Below are 24,613 nucleotides of genomic sequence, written 5' to 3' on the forward strand. Positions count from 1 at the left end.
TCGAATCCCCTTGGGGTCACTCTTGTCAGTGCTTGACTCATTTATTAGTTTTCATAATCTTTGTCCCATCCAAAATCGATTCATAATTAATTATGCATTCCTATAAAAGATTTTTGCCGGCTGAAGACCAGTACAAAACCGGAATTAAGAATACAAGAAGAATTTTCCCTTCTCTCTATTTTTACCTTGTCCATGTCCTCAGGATAATTCTCTACTCTAACAAACAGGCAAGAAATAATAAGTATGACGAAATTAACTGGGTTAATTCATCGCTCGATATACTTGAGAGCATTGAAAAAGCAGGTGTTAGAATTACTGTAACAGGAATAAACAACATAAAAAAAGTTGAAGGTCCGGTTGTATTCGTTTCGAATCATATGAGCATCCTGGAAACTTTTCTATTCCCCTCATTCATTCACCAGATTAAAAAAATAGTTTATGTAATTAAATCTGAACTCGCCACGTTTCCTTTATTCGGACCGATCGCAATGGCCCGTCATCCCATAGTTGTTGGAAGAGAAAATCCGAAAGAGGATTTGATGACTGTCCTGAATGTTGGAAGCGATAGAATTAAAGAAGGATTTTCTGTAATTATTTTCCCTCAGAGAACCAGAAGTAAAATATTTGATCCGGAAGGATTTAATTCACTCGGAATAAAACTCGCAAAACGGAACAACATTCCTGTAATTCCGGTTGCTATTGTAACAGACGCCTGGCAGAATGGAAAAATCATTAAGGAATTCGGTCGTATCGATCCTGATAAAGAGGTTCACATAGCGTTCGGTGAACCGATGACCGTCACAGGCAACGGAACAGAACAGCACGATAAATCAGTGCAGTTCATCCTCAATTCACTCAAATCCTGGAACAGAGCTGATCTGATTAAATAAATAACAAAACCCACTTATCCCTTCATTTTTTAAAGCTTTTTCCGCAACATTTCTTAACAATTCCTTAACACACCCTTAACATTAAGGTAATATTCAAGTCTTACTTTTGTCCCGGAGAGAAAAATTTTTAATTGTAAGGAGAGAGAGATGTACAAATCAACAAATTCATCCATGGGGTGGGTCATATTACCCAAAATAAAAAATATTTTAGTATTCCTAATTTTGATTGCAGGTCTGGCAACGGCTCAATCGAAAGGAACAATATCAGGGAAAATTATTGATGCATCCAATAATGATGTTCTTATTGGGGCTAATATAATTGTTTTAGGTACAACAACCGGGACTTCATCGGATCTAGACGGATTCTTCTCTATTAAAGGTCTGGACCCAGGTATATACTCTGTTAAGTTTTCTTTTATTTCTTACCAGTCGGTTACTGTTGAAAATGTTAAGGTAGAGGCAGGTCAGGAAACAAAACTGAATGTTCAGCTCAAGCCTGCCACTACAGAAATCAGTGAAGTAGTTGTTACTGCGGAAGCTTTGAAATCGACTGAAGGCGCGATACTCAATATTCAGAAGAACTCACTTAATATAATAGACGGACTAAGCGCAGAACTCATAAGCAAGAACAACAGCTCAGACGGTACGGATGTTCTAAAAAGAATGACAGGAGTTACAATTTCGGAAGGGAAGTATGCTTTCGTTCGCGGAGTTGGCGACCGTTATAACAATACAATGCTTAACGGATCCAATCTTCCGAGCACCGATCCGGAGAAAAAAAGTTTTTCGTACGATCTCTTCCCGGCAAGTTTGATAGAGAACGTCCTCACATCTAAAACCTTTATACCCGATAAACCTGCCGACTTTACCGGCGGATTGGTTGAAATCAATACGATAGAATTTCCTTCAAAATTCATTTTTGATATAAGTGCTTCATCGAGTTACAACACCAGATCAACATTTAAAAATGTTAATACGTATAGCGGCGGCGCAAGGGATTTTCTAGGTTACGACGATGGCACAAGACAGCTCCCTTCGCTTATACCCGGTGCAAGACTCGACAGGACATATTCGCCGGCCGACCTCCAGAAGTACGGACAGTCATTCCAGAATAACTGGAGTACTTCAACTGCAAAAGCACCTGTGAATGGAAGCTTTAAGCTCAATCTCGGCAATCAGCTCTCTTTGGGGAGCGGACTGCTCGGCTACATCGCATCTCTTACTTATTCCAGCTCTAATGACATTAAAGAGATGGAACAGGCAAGTTATACTTTTGAAGGACCGAGATATCAATATAACAGCGTTGTAAACAGCTACAATGTTATGTGGGGCGCTCTGCTTAATGTAAGCTATAAATCTGGCAGGGATCATAAAATCAGTTTCAAAAATATTTATAATCAGACTGCGGATGATGAAACAACGATATATGAAGGATTTCATAACTATTCTTCACAGTATAGAAAGACAACCGCACTAAGGTTTATCTCCCGTTCGCTTCAATCCTCCCAGCTCCTAGGAAGTCATAATTTTAATCTTCTCAACGGTTTACTGTTCGATTGGAATTTAAATTACGCGCATTCAGAGCGGGACGAACCCGATGCCAGACGATATATCTACGCACGTTATATGGACGATGAGACTGAACCGATGAGACTCCTGTTAGACCAGGGACTTTTTACAAGGTATTTCGGAAATCTGAATGACAATAATTACGGTGCCAATTTCAATTTCAGTCTTAAACCGTTCGGGAATCCGGATCTTCCTTCAATCAAACTAGGCTACACTTTCGATGCAAAGGACAGGGATTTTAATGCGCGCATCTTCGGCTTCCGTAATATCCCCGGTGGAAATTTTATGGAAGAGGATAGAATAATTCAGCAGAGTATCGATAAAATATTCGCTCCGGAAAACATTAATCCTACATTTATTGAATTGACTGAAGTTACACAGCCGACCGACAGTTACTCGGCAGAGCAATCGATTCACGCCGCATACGCTATGGTAGATTTCCAGCCGCTCGATAACGTTAAAATCGTAACCGGTGTACGATATGAAAATTCGGTTCAAAAACTTGTTTCCAAATCACGTACCGGTGAGCCGATTAATATTAACGCTAAATACAATGATATTTTCCCGAGCCTGAACGTTACTTATCAGCCGTCCGATAATATTAACCTTAGATTTGCATTAAGCAGAACTCTCGCGCGTCCTGAATTCAGAGAATTGGCTCCATTCACTTATTTCGACTTTGTTACAAATGAGCTTGTACAGGGAAATACCAATCTTAGAAGAAGCTTAATTTCAAACTATGATCTTCGCTTTGAATATTATCCTGCTCCGAGAGAATTATTCTCTGTGAGTCTCTTCTATAAAAAATTCAATGATCCCATCGAGCAGGTTCTTGTTTCTTCATCATCTTTCGATCCGATCAGAACATATGAAAACGGTAAAGACGCAAGAAACTTCGGTATAGAATTCGAATTGAGAAAAACTCTCGGATTTATGGGATCCTTACTTGACAATTTCTCCTTGATAAGTAATCTCAGCTTGATCGATTCCAAAATCGAACTGGAGGATAGAGGATTTCAATTAGCCGAACGTCCTTTGCAGGGACAGGCAGATTTCATTTTGAATCTCGGACTCTATTATGAACAGTTCGAGAGCGGTTTCTCCGCGTCATTAGTCTATAATAAAGTTGGTCAGAGAATTTCGCGTGTAGGCTTCGGCGGACTTGGAGACGTAATCGAGTTGCCCAGAGACCAGGTTGATTTTTCTCTTTCCGCAAAAATTTTCAGCAGTCTTTCAATAAAAGTCGCAGCAAAAGATCTGCTTGCTCAGGATATCAAGTTTATTCAAAAAACTCCAGATGGCGATAAACCATCGGAAATTGCTAAAAGAGGTCAGACATTCTCTGTCGGTTTCACCTACAACTTATAGAATAATAAGTAGCCGCGTTTTTGCCTGAGAATGATGACCGATGAAATGAATTTATTAATTAAATGGAGGTAAGATGAAGAAGTTGTTTCTATTTCTGCTTGTATGGATGGCGGCTGTTAGTTCTATTTATTCTCAGGATGTGGTTGTATCGGGAGATATCACCGCGAACACAACATGGACTTCGAACAATACTTATATGCTGAACGGGATTGTGAGAGTTCAGTCTGGTGCTACATTAACAATTCAGCCCGGTACAAAAATATATGGTCAGAATTCTACACAGGGTTCTCTTATTATTAAGCCGGGTGCTAAAATTATGGCTGAAGGCACTCAGAGTAATCCAATAGTATTTACAAGCGAGTTTACCAAACAAGGCGCAGTAAGACAACCTACTTACGGAGACTGGGGCGGAATTATAATCTTAGGTAACGCTCCAATTAACGTTCCGGGTGGAACTGCAGCAATTGAAGGTCCCGGTGATACTTACGGCGGCAACAATGAAAATGATAACAGCGGAGTGATGAAATATGTAAGAATCGAATATCCTGGAATAGCATACTCACTCAATAATGAAATTAACGGTTTGACTCTCGGCGGTGTAGGACGCGGAACAAAGCTGGAGTATATTCAGGTAAGCTACTCAGGTGATGATTCTTTTGAATTCTTCGGCGGAACAGTTAATGCGAAGTATTTAATCGCTTACCGCGGCTGGGATGATGATTTCGATACTGATTTCGGTTACAACGGTAAGTTGCAATTTCTACTTTCTGTACGCGATCCTCAGATTGCAGACCAATCGCAATCGAATAGTTTTGAATCCGATAACGACGGAAGCGGTTCAACCAATTCACCCAGAACAGGACCAACTTATTATAACGTAACATTGATTGGTCCGGCAGCAACAACATCATCAAATTACAACGCACTCTACAGAAGGGGAATGCACTTAAGAAGATCATCCCAGAATAAAATTTACAATGCGTTAATTATGGGTTGGCCGGACGGTGTGTTGATCGATGGAACCAATACTGTTGCTGATGCAAAAGCGGGAGTAACTTTCCTGAAGAACAGTATTATTGCTGGTTCGGTATCCGGGCATTTGAAATCCACTGATGCAGCATTCCAGACAGATATGCCGACATGGTTTACAACAACAAACAACGGACGTACATACGCTACAAACGCTGAAGTCGGTCTAGCAGATCCTTTTACAATAGCCAATCCGAATCCGATGCCTACAATTGGTTCACCTGTTTTTACCGGCGGTGCAACTCCTCCGGCCGATGGCTTTTTTGATGCTACGGCAAATTATGTAGGAGCATTCGGCTACAGAGACTGGACATCAGGTTGGAGTTCGTTTAATATAGTTGTGCCGGCAAAGCCTGCAGAAATTATTGCGGGCGATATTACGACTGATATTACACTTACCCGTGATAAAGATTATACTCTGGTAGGAATTGTCAGAGTTCAGAACGGCGGGACATTACGAATCGAAGCTGGTACAAAAATATACGGACAAAATTCAACTCAGGGTTCATTAGTTGTTAAACCGGGTGGAAGAATTTTTGCAACCGGCACAAGAGAAAATCCGGTTGTATTTACTAGTGAGTTTACAAAATCCGGTTCTACACGTCAGCCTACTTACGGCGACTGGGGCGGAATAATAATTCTTGGTAATGCACCTATCAACGTACCGGGTGGAACTGCAGCAATTGAAGGTCCCGGTGATTCTTATGGTGGAAACAATCCGGATGATAACAGCGGTGTAATGGAATATGTCAGAATTGAATACCCCGGTATTGCTTATTCTCTGAACAACGAAATAAACGGATTAACTTTTGGCGGTGTGGGACGCGGAACCAAAATTGAACGTATTCAGGTCAGTTATTCCGGCGACGATGCCTACGAATTTTTCGGCGGAACCGTCAATGCAAAATACCTGATTGCATTTAGAACATGGGACGATGATTTCGATACTGATTTCGGTTATAACGGTAAGTTACAGTTCCTGTTAGCAATAAGAGATCCGCAGATTGCAGATCAATCGCAATCGAACGGATTCGAATCCGATAACGACGGAAGCGGTTCAACCAATTCACCCAGAACAGGACCAACTTATTATAACGTAACATTGATTGGTCCGGCAGCAACAACCACATCAAATTATAACGCACTATATAGAAGGGGAATGCACCTTAGAAGATCATCACAGAATAAAATTTACAATGCGCTTATTATGGGCTGGCCTGACGGAGTACTAATAGATGGAACCAACACAGTAGCTGATGCGAAAACTGGAGTAACATTCCTGAAGAACAGTATTATTTCAGGTTCGGTATCGGGTCATTTGAAATCGACCGACGCGACATTCCAGACGGAAATGCCTGCATGGTTTACAACCACTAACAACGGCCGAACATATGCTACAAACGCTGAAGTCGGCCTGGTAAATCCTTTCCATGCGACTCAGCCAAATCCTTTTCCGCAGCCTAATTCGGTTGTATACACAGGAGCAGCTACACCTCCCAATGACGGATTCTTTGATGCTACGGCAACATTTATTGGTGCTTTCGGATACAGCAACTGGGCGGCAGGTTGGAGTTCGCTCGAATTCATTTCGACAGACCTGAAAGATGAAGGAAACGGGATTATTCCTGACAAATATGAATTATCTCAGAATTATCCGAATCCGTTTAACCCTTCGACTTCAATCAATTTTTCAATTCCCGCAGCTGGAAATGTTAAACTCGCTATTTATAATGTCCTCGGTCAACAAGTAGCCGAACTAGTTAATGATTATAAGCAGGCAGGTTCCTATACATTAAACTGGAACGCAAATAATCTTTCAAGCGGTATTTATATCTATCGGCTGGAATCCGCCGGACAGGTAATAACTAAAAAGATGACACTATTGAAATAATTCTCTCTCTCTCCCTCTTCTCCGGGCGTCGTAAGGCGCCCTTTTTTTTATTCTCTTGGAGATCACTTTTTCATCATTAACTCATTTTTACTATTTTCCGAATGAGTTTAAGTTTGATGAGATAAATGAAGTCAGGATATTTAACAATACTTCTAATTTTAATTCAGCAGTTTCTTGGCTTTGCCCAGGTTAGAAATTCTGTTATTGATCCGTCTCAATTCAGCAGTTCCGAATTTTTTCGCCACGTTAATTTTTTAGGAAGTGATCTTCTCGAAGGCCGGGGCACAGGAATGAACGGAGGCAATCTGGCAGCCCGTTATCTGGCACTTGAATTCAACAGGATCGGACTCAAACCTGTCGGAAACGATAATACCTTTTACCAGAATATCCCGATGCACGAAAGCAGAGCTTTACCTTCCTCAAAATTGATTCTTCATTTTAATTCTACTCAATCCGATCTGAATCTATTTGATGATTATCTACTTTATCAATCCGGGTCTCAGAATTTCATACCGATACCTACTCCCCTTGTGTTTGTTGGATACGGCATAATTGCACCCGAGTATGATTACAATGATTATCAGTCGGTAGATGTTGAAGGCAAGATTGTTGTTTTTATAGATGGCGAACCTTACTCCGAAGATGAGGATTTTTTCCAGGGGTCTTTACCCTCTGTCTACAGTTATGCGGAGTCAAAACAAAGGATTGCCATTTCCCGGGGCGCAAGAGGTAGTATTTTAATACCCGAGTACGGAAACGATAAAAAAAGTTTCTGGGAAAAATTGAAGAAGGATTTTTCATTCGAGAGTATTTCGCTCGCATATTCCGTCTCTTCAAATTTCAGCGCAATCATAAATTATGAAGCCGCTGTAAAACTCTTTAATAATTCCGGCTATTCTATTGAAGAGATCCGGATGATGCAGGCCGGAAACAGGATTAAAAGTTTTCCTCTTTCTACCAGTTTGTCATTTAAAGGTCATTACCAGACAAGGGATTTCATTGCCCAGAATGTTATCGGTATGATCGAAGGGAATGACCCGATGCTGAAAGACCGCTACATAATCGTAACAGCTCATTACGACCATCTCGGAATCGGCCCTGCTGTAGACGGCGATTCGATCTACAACGGTGTCTTCGATAACGCTTCGGGTACTGCGGCACTTCTCGAGCTTGCTTCGTATTTCAGCAGGAACAGTTTTTTACTCCGCCGGTCTATTGTCTTCCTTCTTCTTACCGGTGAAGAATCCGGACTTCTCGGTTCCCGTTATTATACCGATAATCCGGTCTTTCCTCTTTACAAAACTGTTGCTAATGTAAATATCGATGGTATTGCTTCGTTCGATAATTTTAAAAGTATTATTGGTATCGGTAAAGAATATTCCACTTTAAAAAATTTTCTTGAGAATACTGCCAATAGTCTGACCCTTGAAATAACTGGTATTCCCCCTCAGTTTGCATACAGCGAATCTTTTTCAAGATCAGATCAGGTCTCATTCGCTAATGCGGGAATCCCTTCGATTCTTGTTTCAGAAGGACTCGACTATGCAAATCTGAGCAGGGAGGAAGGATTTGAAAAATATCTGGAATACTCAAAAAAATATTACCACACTCCCTTCGACGATCTTAATCAGAAAATAAATCCTGATGCTGCAATACAGCATATTACAGTCCTTGCATCATTGATAATTGATCTATCACAAAACGAAGTGGAACCCGAGTGGAACAGGGGTACCCCTTACCTTAACATCCGGCTCAGGTCGATAGCGGAGAAGAGATAGATGAAGATGAGAATAGTTTTTTTGGTCATTCTTCTTGTGATGTTTGCCGGATGTTCCGCAACTCCTGTTCAGGTTGCCTCGATCCGGATAAAAGGTTCCGATACGATGTATCAACTTACAAGCATTCTTGCCCAGGAGTATATGGAACAGCATCCGGGAATCTCTGTTTATGTTGACGGCGGCGGAACAACATCCGGCGTGCGGTCTCTTATTAAAGGTGAGATCGATATTTGTACAGCGTCTAGAAATCTTGAGCCGGAGGAAGTTAAACTCCTTGCGGATAATTTCGGATCGATCGGTATAGCTTACCTTATCGCAAAAGACGGGCTCTGTATCTACCTCAATAATGATAACCCGGTTAGCAATCTATCCGTTGAACAGCTGCGCGATATTTTTTCATGCAAAATTAATAACTGGAAGGAACTCAGCGGAAATGACATACTTATTGAAAGAATAAACCGGACACCAAGTTCCGGGTCCTATCTCTACTTTAAAGAACATATTCTTGAAGGAAGCGAGTATTGTGAAAACAGTTCGGTTGGACTTACTACCGAGGGTGTCATCTCCCTCGTGAGAAAGAATCCCGCAGCTATCGGTTACGGAGGTATTGCATTCAAATCCGGTGTAAAATTTGCGGCGATTAACAATGTAATACCGAATGAAGAGACAATCAGGAACGACCGTTACCCGATTACCCGTTATCTCTACTTTTATACACTTAACCAGCCGTCCGGCCCGCTCAAGGATTTTATTGATTGGGTCTTGAGTCCTAAAGGTCAGAATATTATTAAGGAGAACGGATTTATTTCTCTCTTCGAAGTTAAGTTCTGATTTTCTTATTTGAATTACTTATTCCCAATGAAATTATTAAGTTTGCTATGAAAATTGAAAAGGATCTATAAATGAAACCGAATCTGAGTCAGGAAATTGAAAGCTTAAAAACGAATTTGATCAAGATGGCATCCATTGTTGATGAACAGGTTGAAAGAGTAATTTATGCTCTCGAGACTGGGGAAGTTGATCATTGCAAAGGAATCAAAACCCGTGACCTTGAAGTGGATGCATACGACAACCTGATCCAGACTCAGTGCGAAAATCTTTTAACACTCTTCAGGCCGCTCGACTCTGATCTGAGGTTTATCCTCTCCTCGCTTATTATTAATAATCAGCTCGAACGCTGCGGCGATATAGCTATAAATGTTGCGCAGCATCTTAAGAAAGCTAATGCGCAGAACGAACTGATTATCGAAAGCAGAATTTATGAGATGGGTCAGAATGCCCGCAAGATGCTCAAGCAGTCGATCGACTCATTCATTCACCAGGATTCCGATCTTGCAATGCTCGTAATTCAGAGCGATGATAAAGTCGATCAGCTTAACCGCGATACATTCAAATTCCTCATTAAGAAGATGGAGACGGATATAAAACTAATTGAACCCTGTTCGCATCTTCTTATTCTTACTAGGAATCTTGAGCGGCTTGCCGATCATGCGACCAATATTGCCGAGAACCTACTATTCTTTGTCGATGGCCAGATAATAAGTCACCGCAAGAATATCGATAAACTGCCGAAGGTTGAATAAGTCCGGATAGCTCAAAATCTTCTTTTTCAGCCTGAATTCTAATTATTTGCCGACCTATGATCCTCCTCAAATTTACAGGCCGGAAGATCAAATTATTTATCCGACTAATTTATTTTAATTGAATGAATTACTATATTGAACACGAGTTACTTGACATAGTTGATGCGAATAATCAAACCAAAAAAACTGAAACCCGGGGACGTGATTGGAATTATTTCCCCGGCATCTTCACCTGACGATCTCTCCAAAGTAAACCGCGGCGTTCAATACCTTGAAAAACTCGGATATCGTGTTGAAGTCGGTAAACATGTCGGTATTCAGGAAGGTTATTTAGCCGGTACTGATCAGCAGAGAATTACAGACATCCATTCGATGTTCGCTAACAAACTTATTAAGGCAATCTTCTCAATCAGAGGCGGTTACGGCTCCGGAAGACTCCTCGATAAACTCAATTACAACCAGATCCGCAATAATCCGAAAATATTTGTCGGGTACAGCGACATCTGCGCGCTTCAGATGGCGTTATTTGTAAAATGCGGATTAATAACATTTGCCGGACCGATGGTGGCGGTCGATTTCCACGACGAGGTGAGCAAGTTCACCGAAGAAGTTTTCTGGCGCACTATCACTTCCGATAAGAAGATTGGAAAGCTTTCTAATCCGCGCAACGAAAAATTCTACGTTCTCAATAAAGGACGGAGCTTCGGAAGAATTATCGGCGGCAACCTTAGCGTTTTAACTTCGCTTATGGGGACGGAATACCTTCCTAAACTGAAAGATTCTATTCTGCTTCTGGAGGATATTAACGAAGCTCCATACAGGATCGACAGGATGTTTAATCAATTGCGGCTCGCGAAAATATTCAAGCAGATAAATGGAATTGTGCTCGGTCATTTCGTTAATTGTGTTGAAAGCGATCCCGAAAAGAAATCATTCTCGCTCAACGAGGTTGTAATAGAGTATTTCCAGAAGCTTGATCTTCCTGTGATTTATAATGTAAAGCACGGCCATATAAAAGAGAATCTTACTATTCCGTTCGGAATCCGGTGCGTACTTAATGCTTCAAGGGGATATATTGAAATTCCGGAAAGCGCGGTTAGCTGAAAATCTCTAAAAAGCTGAATTGACTGGAATTTCTCAATTTGCTTAATATGTAGAATAACGAATTCGGTTTATTCTCTTTTTTAAGAAATCCCTGAAAATTCAGCGTCTTTTGCAATTATTTTCACTCCTTTTTCAACTGGTATATTTGTTGTTCATTTGTCCGGTAACCCTGACTCTTAAAGATTAACCGGAATTTCAAATGGAATTTATAAACAGAAAATATATCCGTTCACTAATCAATAATCCTGAACTTAAACTTCAGAAAGAATTAATTCTCTTTGCGCCTCTTGATTTAACGAATCAGTCTGTTAATAAATTTATTTGCTGCTGATGGATATTGAAAAACTTTTACATAGCGACCAGCTGACAAGAGATGAAATAATCTTTCTTCTTAGTCTCAAGGAGAAGGAGGAGATCGAACTTCTCTTCAAGAGGGCAGACGAGGTACGACAGGAATTCTGCGGTGATGAAGTCCACCTCCGCGGTATAATCGAGATCTCGAATTTCTGCGACCAGAATTGTTTCTACTGCGGATTACGTGAAGATAATTATAATCTCGAACGCTACCGGATGACACCAGACGAGATAATCGAGACCGCGCACCTGATCCATAATTTCGGTATACATACAATCGTACTTCAATCCGGTGAAGATCATGTTATGGATACCGACCTTATCGCTTATATCATCTATTCGATCAAGCAGAAGACCGACGCCGCTATAACACTCAGTCTCGGTGAAAGGGGATTCGACGAGTACCGCACATGGAAGATTGCCGGAGCGGACCGTTACCTCTTGAAACACGAGACAGCCAATCCAAAACTTTACGAAGCATACCATCATAAACAGAAACTTTCCGAGCGGCTCGCTCATTTAAAATTTTTGAAAGTGATCGGTTATCAGATCGGCTCAGGAAATATGATAGGGCTTCCGATGCAGACAATTGATGATATCGCAGATGATATACTCCTCTGTAAAGAACTCGATCTCTATCTTGCCGCGTTCGGGCCATTCATTCCTTCCCCTCATACGCCGTATCAGTTGAAGAAACCGGGGAGCGTTGAGCTCACTCTCAAGACTATGGCGGTAGCACGGCTTGTGCTTAAGAATATTCATATTCCCGCTACAACTGCGCTTGCAACTCTTGACGAAGAGGGAAGAGTAAAAGGATTGAATGCCGGCGCGAACGTTGTTATGCCCGATTTCACCCCAAATCCCTACAGGGATCAATATCAGATCTATCCGGACCGTAAGTGCGTTACAGATGATCCGATGAAGTTGAGGCCTACTCTTCAATCCCAGCTCGAATTGATAGGAAGGCGTATCTCTTCATCCAGGGGCGATTCACTCAAATTCACACCCCAGCAGATTACAAACTGGTCGTTCAAATAAATCCCTTTTATTGATTGACCGATTGATTGTATATTTCCACCACAAAATTTAACGGAGTTAAAAGATGAGAAACAAATTTCTTCTTTTTTCAATGATGATCTTCATTTTCAGTTTCTGCAGTTCGATAAATGATAAAGAGGTTTTCGATAAAGCGGCGAAGGACCTTAGCGAACAGAAATACCAGGATGCGGTCGACGGTTTTACACGAGTAGCCGATGAAGCGCCGGGAAGTGATTATGCGCCGCAGGCTCTTTTTGAATGCGCCAAGATCTATCACATGGAACAGATACCCTTGCTTCCTAAAGAGGAGTCGCTTAAGAAAGCAGTTGAATATTATAAAAGAATCTACGCTGATTACCCGGATTTTAAAGAAGCTCCCCCTTCCATGATGATGACCGGATTTATACTCGCGAACGAACTGAATAAGAGTGAAGAGGCAAAATCGGTCTATGAGGAATTCCTGAAAAAATATCCTGGCGATCCACTCGCCGGCTCCGTTAAACTCGAACTCGAATCGATCGGGCTTACTCCGGATCAGATTCTTCAGCAGAGACTCGAAGGCACAAAATAGTGTCGGTTAAAGCAAAGGATTACAGAAAGTTTCTCGATCCTTCCGTAATCTCAAAGATCAAATCGCTCGAGCTGAAAGCTAGGATGATTGTGGAAGGTTTTATGGTCGGACTTCACCGTTCGCCTTACCACGGTTTCAGCGTTGAGTTCAGCGAACACCGTCCCTATATGCAGGGCGACCCGATACGCAATATCGACTGGAAAGTTTATGCGAAAAGGGAGAAATATTTCATAAAGCAGTTTGAGGAAGAGACCAACCTGATCTGCAATATCTTCGTGGATATCAGCAGGTCGATGCAGTTCAAACACACATCGGACGTTTCGAAGCTTGAATACGGAATCACTCTCGCCGCGGCGCTCAGCTATATTATGATCAATCAGCAGGATGCTGTGGGGCTTACTCTCTATTCCGACCGGGTTCACGATTACCTGCCGCCCAAATCGAACAGGGTCTACTTAAAAACTCTTCTTACTGCGCTCAACCGTATTAAACCTTCAGGCGCTACGCAGACTTCCAAATGTCTCGATTCGGTTGCAGAAAAAATAATAAAGCGCGGACTAACAATAATCATCTCCGATTTTTTTGACGATCCCGATTCGATTATCTCAGCTTTAAAACAGATTCATTTCAGGAAGAATGAAGTAATTGTTTTCCAGGTTCTCGATCCGGTTGAAAAGAATTTCGGGTTCGACAGGGATTCGATTTTTGTGGATCTTGAAACCGACGAGAAGATTACAACACAGCCGCATCATATACGCAAAGCATATCAGCAGGCGATGGCCGAATACCTTAACCGGCTCAAGAGCAGCTGCCTCAATTACGGAATTGAATATAATCTGATTGAGACCGATCAGCCCTTCGATAAAGCGATTATCGCCTACTTCGCAAAACGACAAAGAATGGGGTAGGAAGGGAGTTCTGGATTAGTGGTTCTTGGTTCTTTGTTCGTGGTTCTTAGTTCACCTTAGAAAATGCGGGGCCGGCTTGGTTCGTAGATCTTAACTTTCGTCAGGATGACACTGTGCCTGTATTCCCCATAAATTTTCCTATTACATAATATTCTAACTCTTCGTAACTTTTAATCAATTAAAAGAGTCAAATAGACATTCATCCTGAACAATTTGTGATAAAATCCTATTTCTTATGTTTACACAAGTCTCTCGAAAAAAACTTCATCAATTTCTTTTCGTTAATATATCTTAAGGAGCATTTAATGAAAAAACTAAACCAATCATTTACACCGGGCAATTTGCTATTCAGATTGTCCGCGGTTCTAATTTTAATTTTGTTCATATCAGCTTCAGTCTACGCGCAGGGAACGCGTCTTCTGCGTCAGCCGGCTGTCAGTTCCGAAAAAATTGTATTTGCATACGGCGGAGACCTTTGGGTTTGTAAGCTGGATGGTAAGGATCTTAAAAGGTTAACAAGCACACCTGCTGTTGAAAGCGATCCTCATTTCTCGCCCGACGGGAAAACGATTGCCTTCACTTCAAACAGGTCCGGAATTAGTGCCGTCTATGTTATGTCTGTCGAAGGCGGGGATCCAGTACGGCTCACCTGGTATCCTGCATCCGCAACTGCACTCGGCTGGACTCCGGACGGAAAGAATATTCTCTACTCATCCAACCGGGAAACCGCGCCTACTGCTTACGACCGGCTCTGGCTTGTTCCTAAAGACGGCGGCTATTCAACGCTTCTCTATAAACAGTGGGGAACAGACGGCGCGTTTTCGCCCGACGGTAAAAAAATTGTCGCGGACAGAATCTCGCGATGGGATAAAGAATGGCGCAATTACAGGGGCGGACAGAATTCTTCCCTTTACATACTCGACCTCGATAATATGAATGAGGTCCTGATACCGAATGAAAAAAGGACGATCGATATTCAACCTGTCTGGCTCGACGACATGATCTATTTCCTTTCCGACAGGGACTGGATTGTAAATATCTGGTCTTATTCACATAAGTCAGGCGAACTGAAACAGGTTACAAAGTTTACAGGAACGGATATTAAGTGGCTCAATGCCGGCGCAGGAAAATTAACTTTTGAACGGGAAGGATATATCAACATACTCGATCCGAAAACCGGAAACGTTAAGCAGCTCGAGATTAATGTAATAGGCGATTTCCCGTGGGCAGAGACTAAGTGGGAGGACGTCAGCAGTTCGGTTAATTCCGTTTCTCTTTCGCCAACAGGTAAACGCGCTTTAATGGAAAGCCGCGGAGAAATTTTTACCGTCCCGGTTAAACACGGCAATTCAAGAAATTTAACTAAGAGCTCCGACGCTGCTGATAGATCGCCGATCTGGTCTCCGAAAGGTGATAAGATCGCTTGGTTCTCTGATAAAGATAATAAAGGATATAAATTATTTATCGCCGATCAGGACGGGCTCTCGGAACCGAAAACCCTTTCGATCGGTGAATCAAAGTTCGTGTGGATTCCATCTTGGTCGCCCGACGGCAAGTATATCGCATTCTGCGACGATGAGGTGAGAATACAGGTAATAGAAATTGAAACTGGCAAAATCACAACTGCAGATGTTGGCGGCAATAATATTGAGAGAGGTAATAACGGAATTACTTGGTCGCCCGATTCCAAATGGCTTGCGTATTCAAAATCGGGTTCCAATAATTTCAGGCAGATCTTTGTCTGGTCCCTCGAAACAAAAACATCTAAACCCCTTACAGATCCTTTCGCGGATTCATTCTCGCCTTCATGGGACAGGAACGGAAAACAGTTATACTTCCTCGCGAGCACCGATGTGGCTCTCGCTTCCGGATGGGCTAATACATCCGCAATGACAGCCGATCCGTCCTACGCGGCATACCTTATAAATTTAAGAGCTGACGATCAGTCACCTTTCAGTTTAAGAAGCGATGAAGAAAAAGAAGTAAAAGACAAACCTGAAAAAAACGGCAAGGAGAATGAAAAGAAAACTGATGATACAAAGGCAGCCGCTGCAAAACCCGACAAGGCGGAAAAGAAAGATACCGCTCTCGTTAAAATTGATTTCGGCGGAATTGAGAGAAGAATAATTCCTCTTCCTATTCCGGCAAGATCATACCGGTTTACTTTAAGCGGGCCGGAAGGTTCTGTCTTTATCGCAGAAATAATCCCTAACACTCCCGGATTCCTTCTTAAAAAATTCTCTCTCGAAAAAAGGGAAGCTGAGGACTTTATTAAATCCGCGCGGCAGGTTTCAGTTTCCGCCGACGGTAAACAGATTCTCTTCCAGGAAGGAACTACGTGGAAGGTAGCCGGAACAGCAGCTCCGGTAGGAACAGGAGGCGACCGCCTGAACATAAGTCTGAAAATGAACCTCGACCGTCTCAGCGAATGGAATCAGATTTTTGAAGAGGCATGGCGTTACGAGAAAAATCATTTCTACGATCCCGGTATGCACGGGCGCGACTGGGATGAAGTATACGACCGTTATTCACCGTTGATTAAATATGTGCGTCACCGTGCCGATCTTAATTATATTATCGATCAGGTGAACGGCGAATTATCCGTGGGTCACAGTTTCGTAGGCGGCGGAGATTATCCTAATGTTGATGAGAACAGGACAGGTCTGCCGGGCGCGGATCTTATTCCGGAAAACGGGCGCTGGAAGATTGCGAGAATATTTACTTCCGAAAGCTGGAATCCCGAACTCTCGGCTCCGTTAGATAAACCGGGCCTCAAAGTGAAAGAAGGGAATTACATAGTTGGTATTGACGGAAATGAAATAACCGACAAAGTAGATCCTTACAAATATTTCGACGGCACCGCAGGAACGCAGGTGGTTCTGCACATAAATGATAAACCCGAATTCGAAAATTCCTGGGAGGTTATTATTCAGCCGATCGCTTCCGATAGGGGGCTCCGCCAGCGGGCGTGGGTTGAGGATAACAGGAAACTCGTTGATAAATTATCGGACGGCAAACTCGCATACGTATGGGTCCCTAATACAGGAGGACCGGGAGTGATATCATTCAACAGGTATTTCTTCGCTCAGCAAGATAAAGAAGGCGCCGTTATAGACGAACGTTTTAACGGAGGCGGACTGCTCGATGATTATATGGTTGATCTAATGACGCGCTCACTCCGCGCCGCGCTTACAAATGAAGTTCCGGACGGAAAACCGTTCCGGCTCCCCGCAGGAATTTTAGGCCCCAAAGTATTGCTGATAAATGAACTCTCGGGCTCGGGCGGCGACTTCTTCCCGTGGGTCTTCCGTCAGCAGAATGCGGGTCCGCTCATCGGTATGAGAACGTGGGGCGGATTGGTTAAATCATCAGTGCATTACAGGTTTGTGGACGGAAGCACAGCTACCGCGCCGGATAATGCCGTATTCGACCCGATTAATAAGAAATGGATTGCGGAGAATGAAGGTGTCCCGGCTGATATTGAAGTCCGCCTCGACGCTAAATCGTTATCGGAAGGAAGGGATGTTCAGCTTGAAAGGGCTGTAAAGGAGACGTTGGAATTGCTCAAAGAGAAGGGAAGCATTAAAGTTGAGAATCCTCCGTATCCAAAACCCGCTGTAAAGAAATAATTGTTCAAAACGAAAGCCCGCTAATTCGAAAGCGGGCTTTTATTATTATCTGCGTTAATCAGTTTAATCTGCGTCATCCGCGTTCTATCAGGTGGATAGAACGCCGATGATCCTTCGCTCCGCTCAGTATCATACGCGGATTCAGCGGATCATCGCTGATTAAGTAAATTGATGAAATCCCGAAATCGGTAGTCTACTGCAATCAACCAATCATCCAATCATCCAATCAAATGTTTAATTGTTCTTTTCAACCAAGCTTACACCGAACTTTTTGCGACATGCCCAGAACAGTTTTAATCTTTGCCTTTTCCGTCTTCTGTCTTCCGACTTCTCGCTTCCCGCCCTCATGCAACTTTTCCCTTGCAATTCATAAGTTGAAATTTTAACTTGCTTCAGCATTCAGAGGGGTTCTTAATGCCTTACACTTCTTCCGCATGTCTTCTTACTTATCAATTCTCCTTTTTCACCGCAGCATTTTTAACAGCTTCCTTTAGAACAAAAAAGATATTACAAATAGATGTCTCTCTTTATACCAATAGCAGCAGGTTCAGCAGATCTTATATAGAGTGATTTGTTGGATTGTTTGTTATACCAAAATAAATCTCGATAACATACAAAAAAGCTATCGGGGACAATCAGCATAAGTATATGTTATACCACTAAATTGTATTAGAAATTATGAATGAAGCTGAGTTACGAAATCAGTTATTGAACAAAATGCAAGAATTCAATTTTGAGCAATTACTAATTGATAAAGAAGTTCCTATTCCTTATAAACACATCTATCTTCCAAATAAAAAGCACAAATTAGAAATATGGTGTTTCAAACAAGATATAGTTATTTATGAAAAATTGTTTGATAAAATTATTGGTTATCGAGATGCAAAAATTTCAGCAAATGGTAATGAATTAATTAATGTTGTATTAGAAAAGGATAATGCACAAAATACTCACCACGTTGGTTTACCATATATCATTATCGAAACAAAATACAAACAGCCGAACACACACGAGATTTTGACTTACTCTCAAAAAGTTCAGATGATAAAAACCATATTCCCTTATTGTCGTTTCGTATTTCTAATCTTTGGAAGTGTATCAGCTAGGACTTATCGACACGGACTTTATTTTGATAAGATTGTAAACATTATAAATATAGATGATGGAGTAGAAGTAAATAATTTCATCCAATTAGTAAAAGAATTACTTTTTGAAGTCAAAGAAGATATTAGAAAATTAAATAGTAACTAAATGTGGTATAACCCGTTCTTCAAGCCGACCGCATCTTTGATACGGCCGTTTAAAGTAATATAAAGTAGGTTGACAAAACTTTGTCGCTCTTTGAAGTAGGTTAAAAAGAAAAATAAATTAACAATTATTGGTGTTCGTTTTTCAAAGTTGCATCGCTGTTATTGGCGGCAACTTAAATACAATGCCGTTATACACTATAGGTAAATATGGCCGATCATAAGAAATTAGAATTTCCTTCAAATGATTTAAAGAATCATTTTCTACCTCAATTTTTGGAAAATAGATATAATGTAATTGATAGTTCACCAACTGACAATTATATATTAATTAGTGATGATTATCGTGGCCAAGCACTCTATACAGAAATTTTTGATAAGAACAGCAAAATTGATTATACGGATATTGTTAAGGCATTTACAAATTTTCCTTCATATAAGTATCCATTCCCGACCATCACTTATAATAAGTGTTTAGAAATGGTAAAAACATTAGATGGTGGTTATACTCATAAAGAAATAGATCAATTTAAAAAAGGAATATTTTATTGTGATACCAAATATTTAGAGGATTTATTAAAGGTAGCATTTAAGGATGTTTTCTTCAACAAATTCCCAGAAGGAAAAATAATTTCAGTGAGGTTGGACTCACTTTATTATAAAAGAAGCGGTATGATCAGAGGTATGTATGCATTAAATCATTACCCAGATATCAAATCAAAAATTACAGACTTTAATGGATTCAATACATTAAAAAACTGGCTTATGATCGAAAGTCACGAAATATTTAGTAGTGTCCTAGGATTTGCAGAACATTTTTCCTTCCCGTTCGTTACAGCATTTCATGCTAATTACAAAATCGGATTGTATTTCATATTTATTCCAACAATACCCGTTGAATATAAATTGGACAATTATCCAAGAGATATTATGGATTTTATTAGGACTGATTCAGATTTTGGTAAACAAAAAATAAACAACCTTGATTGGACAAATGAAAATTTATATGCAAAATATTGTTTCAAGCATTCTCCATCCTTTAACGAATCAGAAGAGTTTATCATCTGGGCTGTTGACAAATCCAATAATTTTATTAAAAGATATCTTGATATTAACAACTTCACAGAGGCAAAAGATCTAAGTAAAATTGATCCTATATTCTCATTGGAATATAATCTATCATTATTGCACCTTATCAAAATATGCTTATCTATACTATCCTCACACAATAGTTACTTCAACAAAAGTATAACTTTCCAAGCTGCTGACTTATTAAGTGAGTTAAGTAATTATAACCAGTACGGATTACCTAGTAGTGTTGATTTTTTCAAAATGCTATTTAATAAAGATAAAATAATTCCAGTTATCGAAGGTGTTTTAAATAATTCTCAACTTTCATTTAGAAATAAACTTATCTCAACTGTAAATCATCTTTATAATAATCTTAATGAAACGATAAAAAACTCTGTGTGGTTGGATTATAGAATAAATGGGAACGATATAATTGTTAAAGACAAATCGTTAACAAATGATATAAACGAGGACATATCATTATTTACTAGTAATGTAATCAGAGTTTTGAGAAATACTCACCACGGTTATTTCAGTAGAAATGATCAGAATAAACGACCATCTAGATATTTATCATTAGTTGACGGAAATATTCCAGATTCATTCTCATCCTTAACACTATTCTGGTTACTATGTTTATTAGAAGATAGGAATTCGTTTATCGGTTCTCATTAAAGCGTATAACAAGTTCTTCAAGACCGACTGCTTTAAACCTTGCGGCATTGCTGTTGTTATTAAGTTGGATTACAAAACTTAGTTGCTCTTTGAATGTGGTTAACAAAACATATTAATAAATAATTATCGGCATTGGTTTTCAAAGCTGCATTGCTGTGTTGGGCGGCGGCTTAAAAACCACACCGTTAGCCCTCATTAATTTGGAAATATTATGAGATCATTTTTTCACCATGTTGGAGAAGTTGGGGCAAATCGAGATTTCCCGAGAACTGTATTTAAAAGTAGATTAATTACAGAAATAGCAGATTCAATACCTAATGATAATCCAGCAAAATATCATCTTATCAGTCAATTAACAGCGTCTTTCCCTTATGGAGAAGCAAATTGTTGGGGCGTTCCCCGTGGCGCTAAACGCGTAATAAACAGTCTGCAAACTGGGGATTTAGTTCTATTTGTTAAATCATTACATATGCCGGGTGAAATACCAGCGATGTGTATTGTTAATGTTTTTGAAAAAATTGAGCTGCCAAAATTATCAATAGCTTTGTGGGGGGAAGACAAATTCCCTTATATCTTCTTCTTCAAAACAGAAAAAATAAATCTAACTTGGATGGAGTTTATAAAATATTTGAACTATAGACATAATTATGATCCAAGAGGTACATTTTGTTTTGTAGCTGAAAATAAGTTAAAACGTTGGAGTGGCAGTTCTGGATTTCATGAATATTTAATAAAAAAACACTTAGTTGCTGATAATCCCCAAATTAATGGTAGTTTAGTAAATGAACCATCTCCTGACTATAGTTTATCTACTACTCTAGCTTTTGATATAGGTGAAGCTTCTAATTCTACCATTCGTGATGAAAGTGTCATTTACCGGATTTTAAGAGATACATCTAAGTCAGCTCAAATTAAAGAGCTATATAAGAATCGTTGTCAACTTTGTGATCAATGTTTGGAAAACGACTTTAAAACAAAAACTTACTCTGAAGTGCATCATATAAGACCATTAGGGCAACCCCATAATGGACCAGATATTATTGAAAACATGCTGTGTGTTTGTCCGAACTGTCATGCTAAACTTGATTATGGATTCATAAAATTGGAGAAAAGGAGAATCAATTATTGCGATCAGCATGAAATAAACGATGAGTTTATAAACTATCATAATAAATTTATATACAAATAATTTTTGGGCTAACCAGCAACTCAAAACCGTCTGCTGTAGTCGGTCGTAATATTTGCTGTGTTACTTTATAGTGAAAGGAGTTTTAAGAAGCAAATAAATAACATAATCAGTAAAACAAAAAACGTTGGTATCGTAAACTGTTCTGCAGCGGTTTAGTTACCACGTCGTTAGCCGCAAAACAATTAGTGAGAAAAATGGTCACATTTATTGATAATAAAAATATCTTACTAAAAGATTTCTTAAAAGAACAATTCGATAATTCAGTGGAAGCTTTGTGTGCTCTGGCATTTATTCGTCAGAGTGGTGTCAATATGCTTATCCCATTTATAGAAAAATTTATTGAAAGGGGGAATTCAGTTTCAATTATTTTTGCAAATGATTTTGGTGCTACCGAAGCTGAGGCAATTAGAACTTTGAAAGAAGTTGGGGTGAAATTAAAGTATTACTCAAATCCCAGAACCAGTTTTCATATTAAATCCTATATTTTCAAGAAGTCGAATTATGGTTTAGCAATCATAGGCTCATCCAATTTATCTGCGAGTGGATTATCGTCTGGAAAGGAATGGAATGTTTGTGTAAAATCAGATGAAATAAACTTTGTTACTATTTTACAAGAGTATGAACAACTATGGGCATCTGAATATTCAAAAGATATTTCTGATCAAATACTATCAAAATTGGAGAGTCAAATTCAATCTGATGAATTAAAAGTAACTCTTCACGAAGAAGATCAATATCCTCAACCATCAAAGTTAATTAATATAAATTCATCCAAAGACAATAAATTAAATTATGTTATTACAAGAAAACCAAGCTATCATACTACTTGGTTTTTCCAGATTTATAAGAATCAATTAAATCGCCGATATCAAAGAGGCGAATTTTTTGTGGTTGTAATCTGTGATTTGAATTCAGAATATGAAAGAGTATTTGCAATTCCGTATAGCTATTTAAAAGAGAATGTATTGCCTTACGCCCATTTAGAAAATAATGATAGATATCTATTCAATGTAAACAAAAGCACTTATGTTTTTAATTGGTCTCGTAATGTTAAAATGGATGGTCGTAAATTTTTAATAAAATAAATTCCCAACATAGCGGCTAACAAGTTCTTCAAGCCGACCGCATCTCTGCCTTCGGCAGAGTAATTCGTTGCGGCCGTATGAAGTGAAATATAATTCTTTTTAATAAACTTACTTTATTCTTCAACTCTTCTTCTATACAATGCAGAGTGCTTATAAATGAATTGATTTCATGATTTTAATTAGGGGGGGGTATCATGGTAATCGTTAACAAAAGTTCTGCAAGAAAACTTATGTACCGTATTAATATGAATCCGCTGATCTCAATACCCTTGTATTCACTCTATTATTTAACCGCTTTTTACATAATATCGGATAAGTTAAACTGGTCCTGGTTAACTGTACCAAGATCAATTATGCTTGGAACATTTTCCGGCCTCTTCTCCCGTTATGTACTTTATGGGGAAGGATACAACAGGAAGAAGAGAATTAAAATCCTTATATGGATAATTGTCGGAGTGGTATTAATCGGAGTAGCGGCGGATCTATTTTTAAAAAGAATTACATAAGAGTAAAAAGCTGAATATATTTGATCAGTAAAAATTATTTTATCGGCCGCTTCCGGTAAAGCAGCTGAGTTGTAAATATAAAGTTTAGTTTTTCAGAATAAGTTCGTTATTAAAGCTGATTTGTAACCCGCAAAAAAACGGCGGGCAGGAACGAAGTTGATCCCGCCATTAAGATTGGCGGGCAGGTTTAAAACAAAAAGGTATTTGCCTAAAGCGTCATTGTCCCATAGGGATTCCTACGGAATAGTTATGTGCGGCGCTTTGGTTGAAGCGCTTTTAATATTCCATATTACTTTATCATTAATTTAAATATGATCGCAAAAGAAAAACTTCGCAATCTATTATTCGTTCTATCCGGTGCACTGGTTCTTATGTTGAAGCATAATTACAGCGGACCATACACGGAAATTGTTAAAAGCTATTCAGGGAATTTAGCAGTCTCATTTGCCGTCTACTTTATAATCTCTTTCAGTTCTGATACGTGGAAAAAGAATAGATTCATTACAGCGTTTATTGCTCTGCTTGCAGTCGAATTATTCGAGATTACCAACGGCTTCGGCATTATGACAAATGTATTCGACCCAATCGACCTGCTTGCCAACCTGATAGGCGTCGGTCTTGCTTTTGGATTAGACTTTCTTCTAAACAGGAGTTCTTCAAATCGTACCGAAGGGAAATAATAGTGAGAGCCAGTCAGATAACCTTATGAACAGACCCGTAAAAAATAGACAGATTATTCTACCCGCAATTGCAGGACTAATTATAATAATTCTCTTTGCGGTAGGTTTCATATGGCTTTATACAAGTTATAAAGGTGAGGAATTTCTTTCTTTAGCTCCGTACTGGATTTATTCTTACCTCGGTGTTACGTGTTTATATTCGGGATTCTTTACGGCACGATTCGCAAAAGCGAAAGGGAGGAAGATACTGTTGTGGGGATCCCTTGGTTTTCTCCTTACACTCATATTCACTATTACAATTCCCGGCCTCCTCTCGCCATTAATTCCGTATGAGGGTCCGGAGATATTCGCGGGTCCGGCAATACTCGCGTTCCTCGCGCCGGTTCTATCGGTGATAATTACATTACTTCTAATCTCCATCCGTAAAAAGGAGAATTAATTACATCAA

19 protein-coding genes and 1 tRNA gene (1 of these 20 cut by a window edge) are annotated in these 24,613 nt (G+C 39.8%); all 20 read left to right on the plus strand.

Going from position 1 to position 24,613, the window contains the following annotated elements; all coding sequences use genetic code 11:
* A tRNA-Glu gene (locus PLZ15_08560) sits at window positions 1-19 on the plus strand (it extends 153 nt beyond the left edge of the window).
* 73 nt (window positions 20-92) lie between these two features.
* A complete protein-coding gene (locus tag PLZ15_08565; GenBank protein HOI29794.1) occupies window positions 93-890 on the plus strand; it encodes a lysophospholipid acyltransferase family protein in 798 nt (265 codons plus the stop codon).
* Between the two features lie 147 nt (window positions 891-1,037).
* Entirely contained in the window at window positions 1,038-3,827 is a 2,790-nt protein-coding gene (locus tag PLZ15_08570) for a TonB-dependent receptor (protein ID HOI29795.1), read from the plus strand.
* A 73-nt stretch (window positions 3,828-3,900) separates the two neighbouring features.
* The gene (locus tag PLZ15_08575; GenBank protein ID HOI29796.1) at window positions 3,901-6,747 is read left to right on the plus strand and encodes a T9SS type A sorting domain-containing protein; all 2,847 of its coding nucleotides are present in this window, start codon (window positions 3,901-3,903) and stop codon (window positions 6,745-6,747) included.
* 125 nt (window positions 6,748-6,872) lie between these two features.
* Window positions 6,873-8,525 (plus strand): M28 family peptidase, encoded by a 1,653-nt coding sequence (locus tag PLZ15_08580; protein ID HOI29797.1) that lies wholly within the window; start codon window positions 6,873-6,875, stop codon window positions 8,523-8,525.
* The gene (locus tag PLZ15_08585; protein ID HOI29798.1) at window positions 8,526-9,356 is read left to right on the plus strand and encodes a phosphate ABC transporter substrate-binding protein; all 831 of its coding nucleotides are present in this window, start codon (window positions 8,526-8,528) and stop codon (window positions 9,354-9,356) included. It abuts the gene before it with no gap.
* Between the two features lie 71 nt (window positions 9,357-9,427).
* Window positions 9,428-10,108 carry a phosphate signaling complex protein PhoU gene (gene phoU / locus PLZ15_08590; GenBank protein HOI29799.1) on the plus strand — a complete coding sequence of 227 codons (681 nt, stop codon included), beginning with the start codon at window positions 9,428-9,430 and terminating at the stop codon, window positions 10,106-10,108.
* A gap of 162 nt (window positions 10,109-10,270) precedes the next feature.
* On the plus strand, window positions 10,271-11,212 hold the full coding sequence (locus PLZ15_08595) for an LD-carboxypeptidase (GenBank protein HOI29800.1): 942 nt from the start codon (window positions 10,271-10,273) through the stop codon (window positions 11,210-11,212).
* Window positions 11,213-11,411: 199 nt separating this feature from the next.
* Complete coding sequence (locus tag PLZ15_08600; GenBank protein ID HOI29801.1) at window positions 11,412-11,543, plus strand: hypothetical protein; 132 nt, start codon at window positions 11,412-11,414, stop codon at window positions 11,541-11,543.
* Window positions 11,543-12,604 (plus strand): [FeFe] hydrogenase H-cluster radical SAM maturase HydE, encoded by a 1,062-nt coding sequence (hydE, locus tag PLZ15_08605; protein HOI29802.1) that lies wholly within the window; start codon window positions 11,543-11,545, stop codon window positions 12,602-12,604. The genes PLZ15_08600 and hydE overlap by 1 nt, the downstream gene beginning before the upstream one ends.
* Window positions 12,605-12,668: 64 nt before the next feature.
* Window positions 12,669-13,175: a tetratricopeptide repeat protein gene (locus PLZ15_08610; GenBank protein ID HOI29803.1), complete on the plus strand. Its 507-nt coding sequence runs from the start codon at window positions 12,669-12,671 to the stop codon at window positions 13,173-13,175.
* On the plus strand, window positions 13,175-14,083 hold the full coding sequence (locus tag PLZ15_08615) for a DUF58 domain-containing protein (protein ID HOI29804.1): 909 nt from the start codon (window positions 13,175-13,177) through the stop codon (window positions 14,081-14,083). Before PLZ15_08610 ends, PLZ15_08615 begins: the two co-directional genes overlap by 1 nt.
* Window positions 14,084-14,388: 305 nt before the next feature.
* Window positions 14,389-17,712 carry a PDZ domain-containing protein gene (locus tag PLZ15_08620; protein HOI29805.1) on the plus strand — a complete coding sequence of 1,108 codons (3,324 nt, stop codon included), beginning with the start codon at window positions 14,389-14,391 and terminating at the stop codon, window positions 17,710-17,712.
* Between the two features lie 678 nt (window positions 17,713-18,390).
* A complete protein-coding gene (locus PLZ15_08625; protein HOI29806.1) occupies window positions 18,391-18,963 on the plus strand; it encodes a hypothetical protein in 573 nt (190 codons plus the stop codon).
* A 206-nt stretch (window positions 18,964-19,169) separates the two neighbouring features.
* Window positions 19,170-20,705 (plus strand): hypothetical protein, encoded by a 1,536-nt coding sequence (locus tag PLZ15_08630; GenBank protein HOI29807.1) that lies wholly within the window; start codon window positions 19,170-19,172, stop codon window positions 20,703-20,705.
* 211 nt (window positions 20,706-20,916) lie between these two features.
* A complete protein-coding gene (locus PLZ15_08635; GenBank protein HOI29808.1) occupies window positions 20,917-21,894 on the plus strand; it encodes an HNH endonuclease in 978 nt (325 codons plus the stop codon).
* Between the two features lie 194 nt (window positions 21,895-22,088).
* Window positions 22,089-22,979, plus strand: a complete 891-nt coding sequence (locus tag PLZ15_08640; protein ID HOI29809.1) for a phospholipase D-like domain-containing protein — start codon at window positions 22,089-22,091, stop codon at window positions 22,977-22,979.
* Between the two features lie 194 nt (window positions 22,980-23,173).
* Entirely contained in the window at window positions 23,174-23,485 is a 312-nt protein-coding gene (locus tag PLZ15_08645; protein HOI29810.1) for a hypothetical protein, read from the plus strand.
* A 311-nt stretch (window positions 23,486-23,796) separates the two neighbouring features.
* Complete coding sequence (locus PLZ15_08650; protein HOI29811.1) at window positions 23,797-24,165, plus strand: hypothetical protein; 369 nt, start codon at window positions 23,797-23,799, stop codon at window positions 24,163-24,165.
* Between the two features lie 25 nt (window positions 24,166-24,190).
* Window positions 24,191-24,604: a hypothetical protein gene (locus PLZ15_08655; protein ID HOI29812.1), complete on the plus strand. Its 414-nt coding sequence runs from the start codon at window positions 24,191-24,193 to the stop codon at window positions 24,602-24,604.
* Window positions 24,605-24,613 lie beyond the last annotated feature (9 nt).

The sequence above is a fragment of the Melioribacteraceae bacterium genome (assembly GCA_035362835.1).
GTDB lineage: Bacteria > Bacteroidota > Ignavibacteria > Ignavibacteriales > Melioribacteraceae > DSXH01.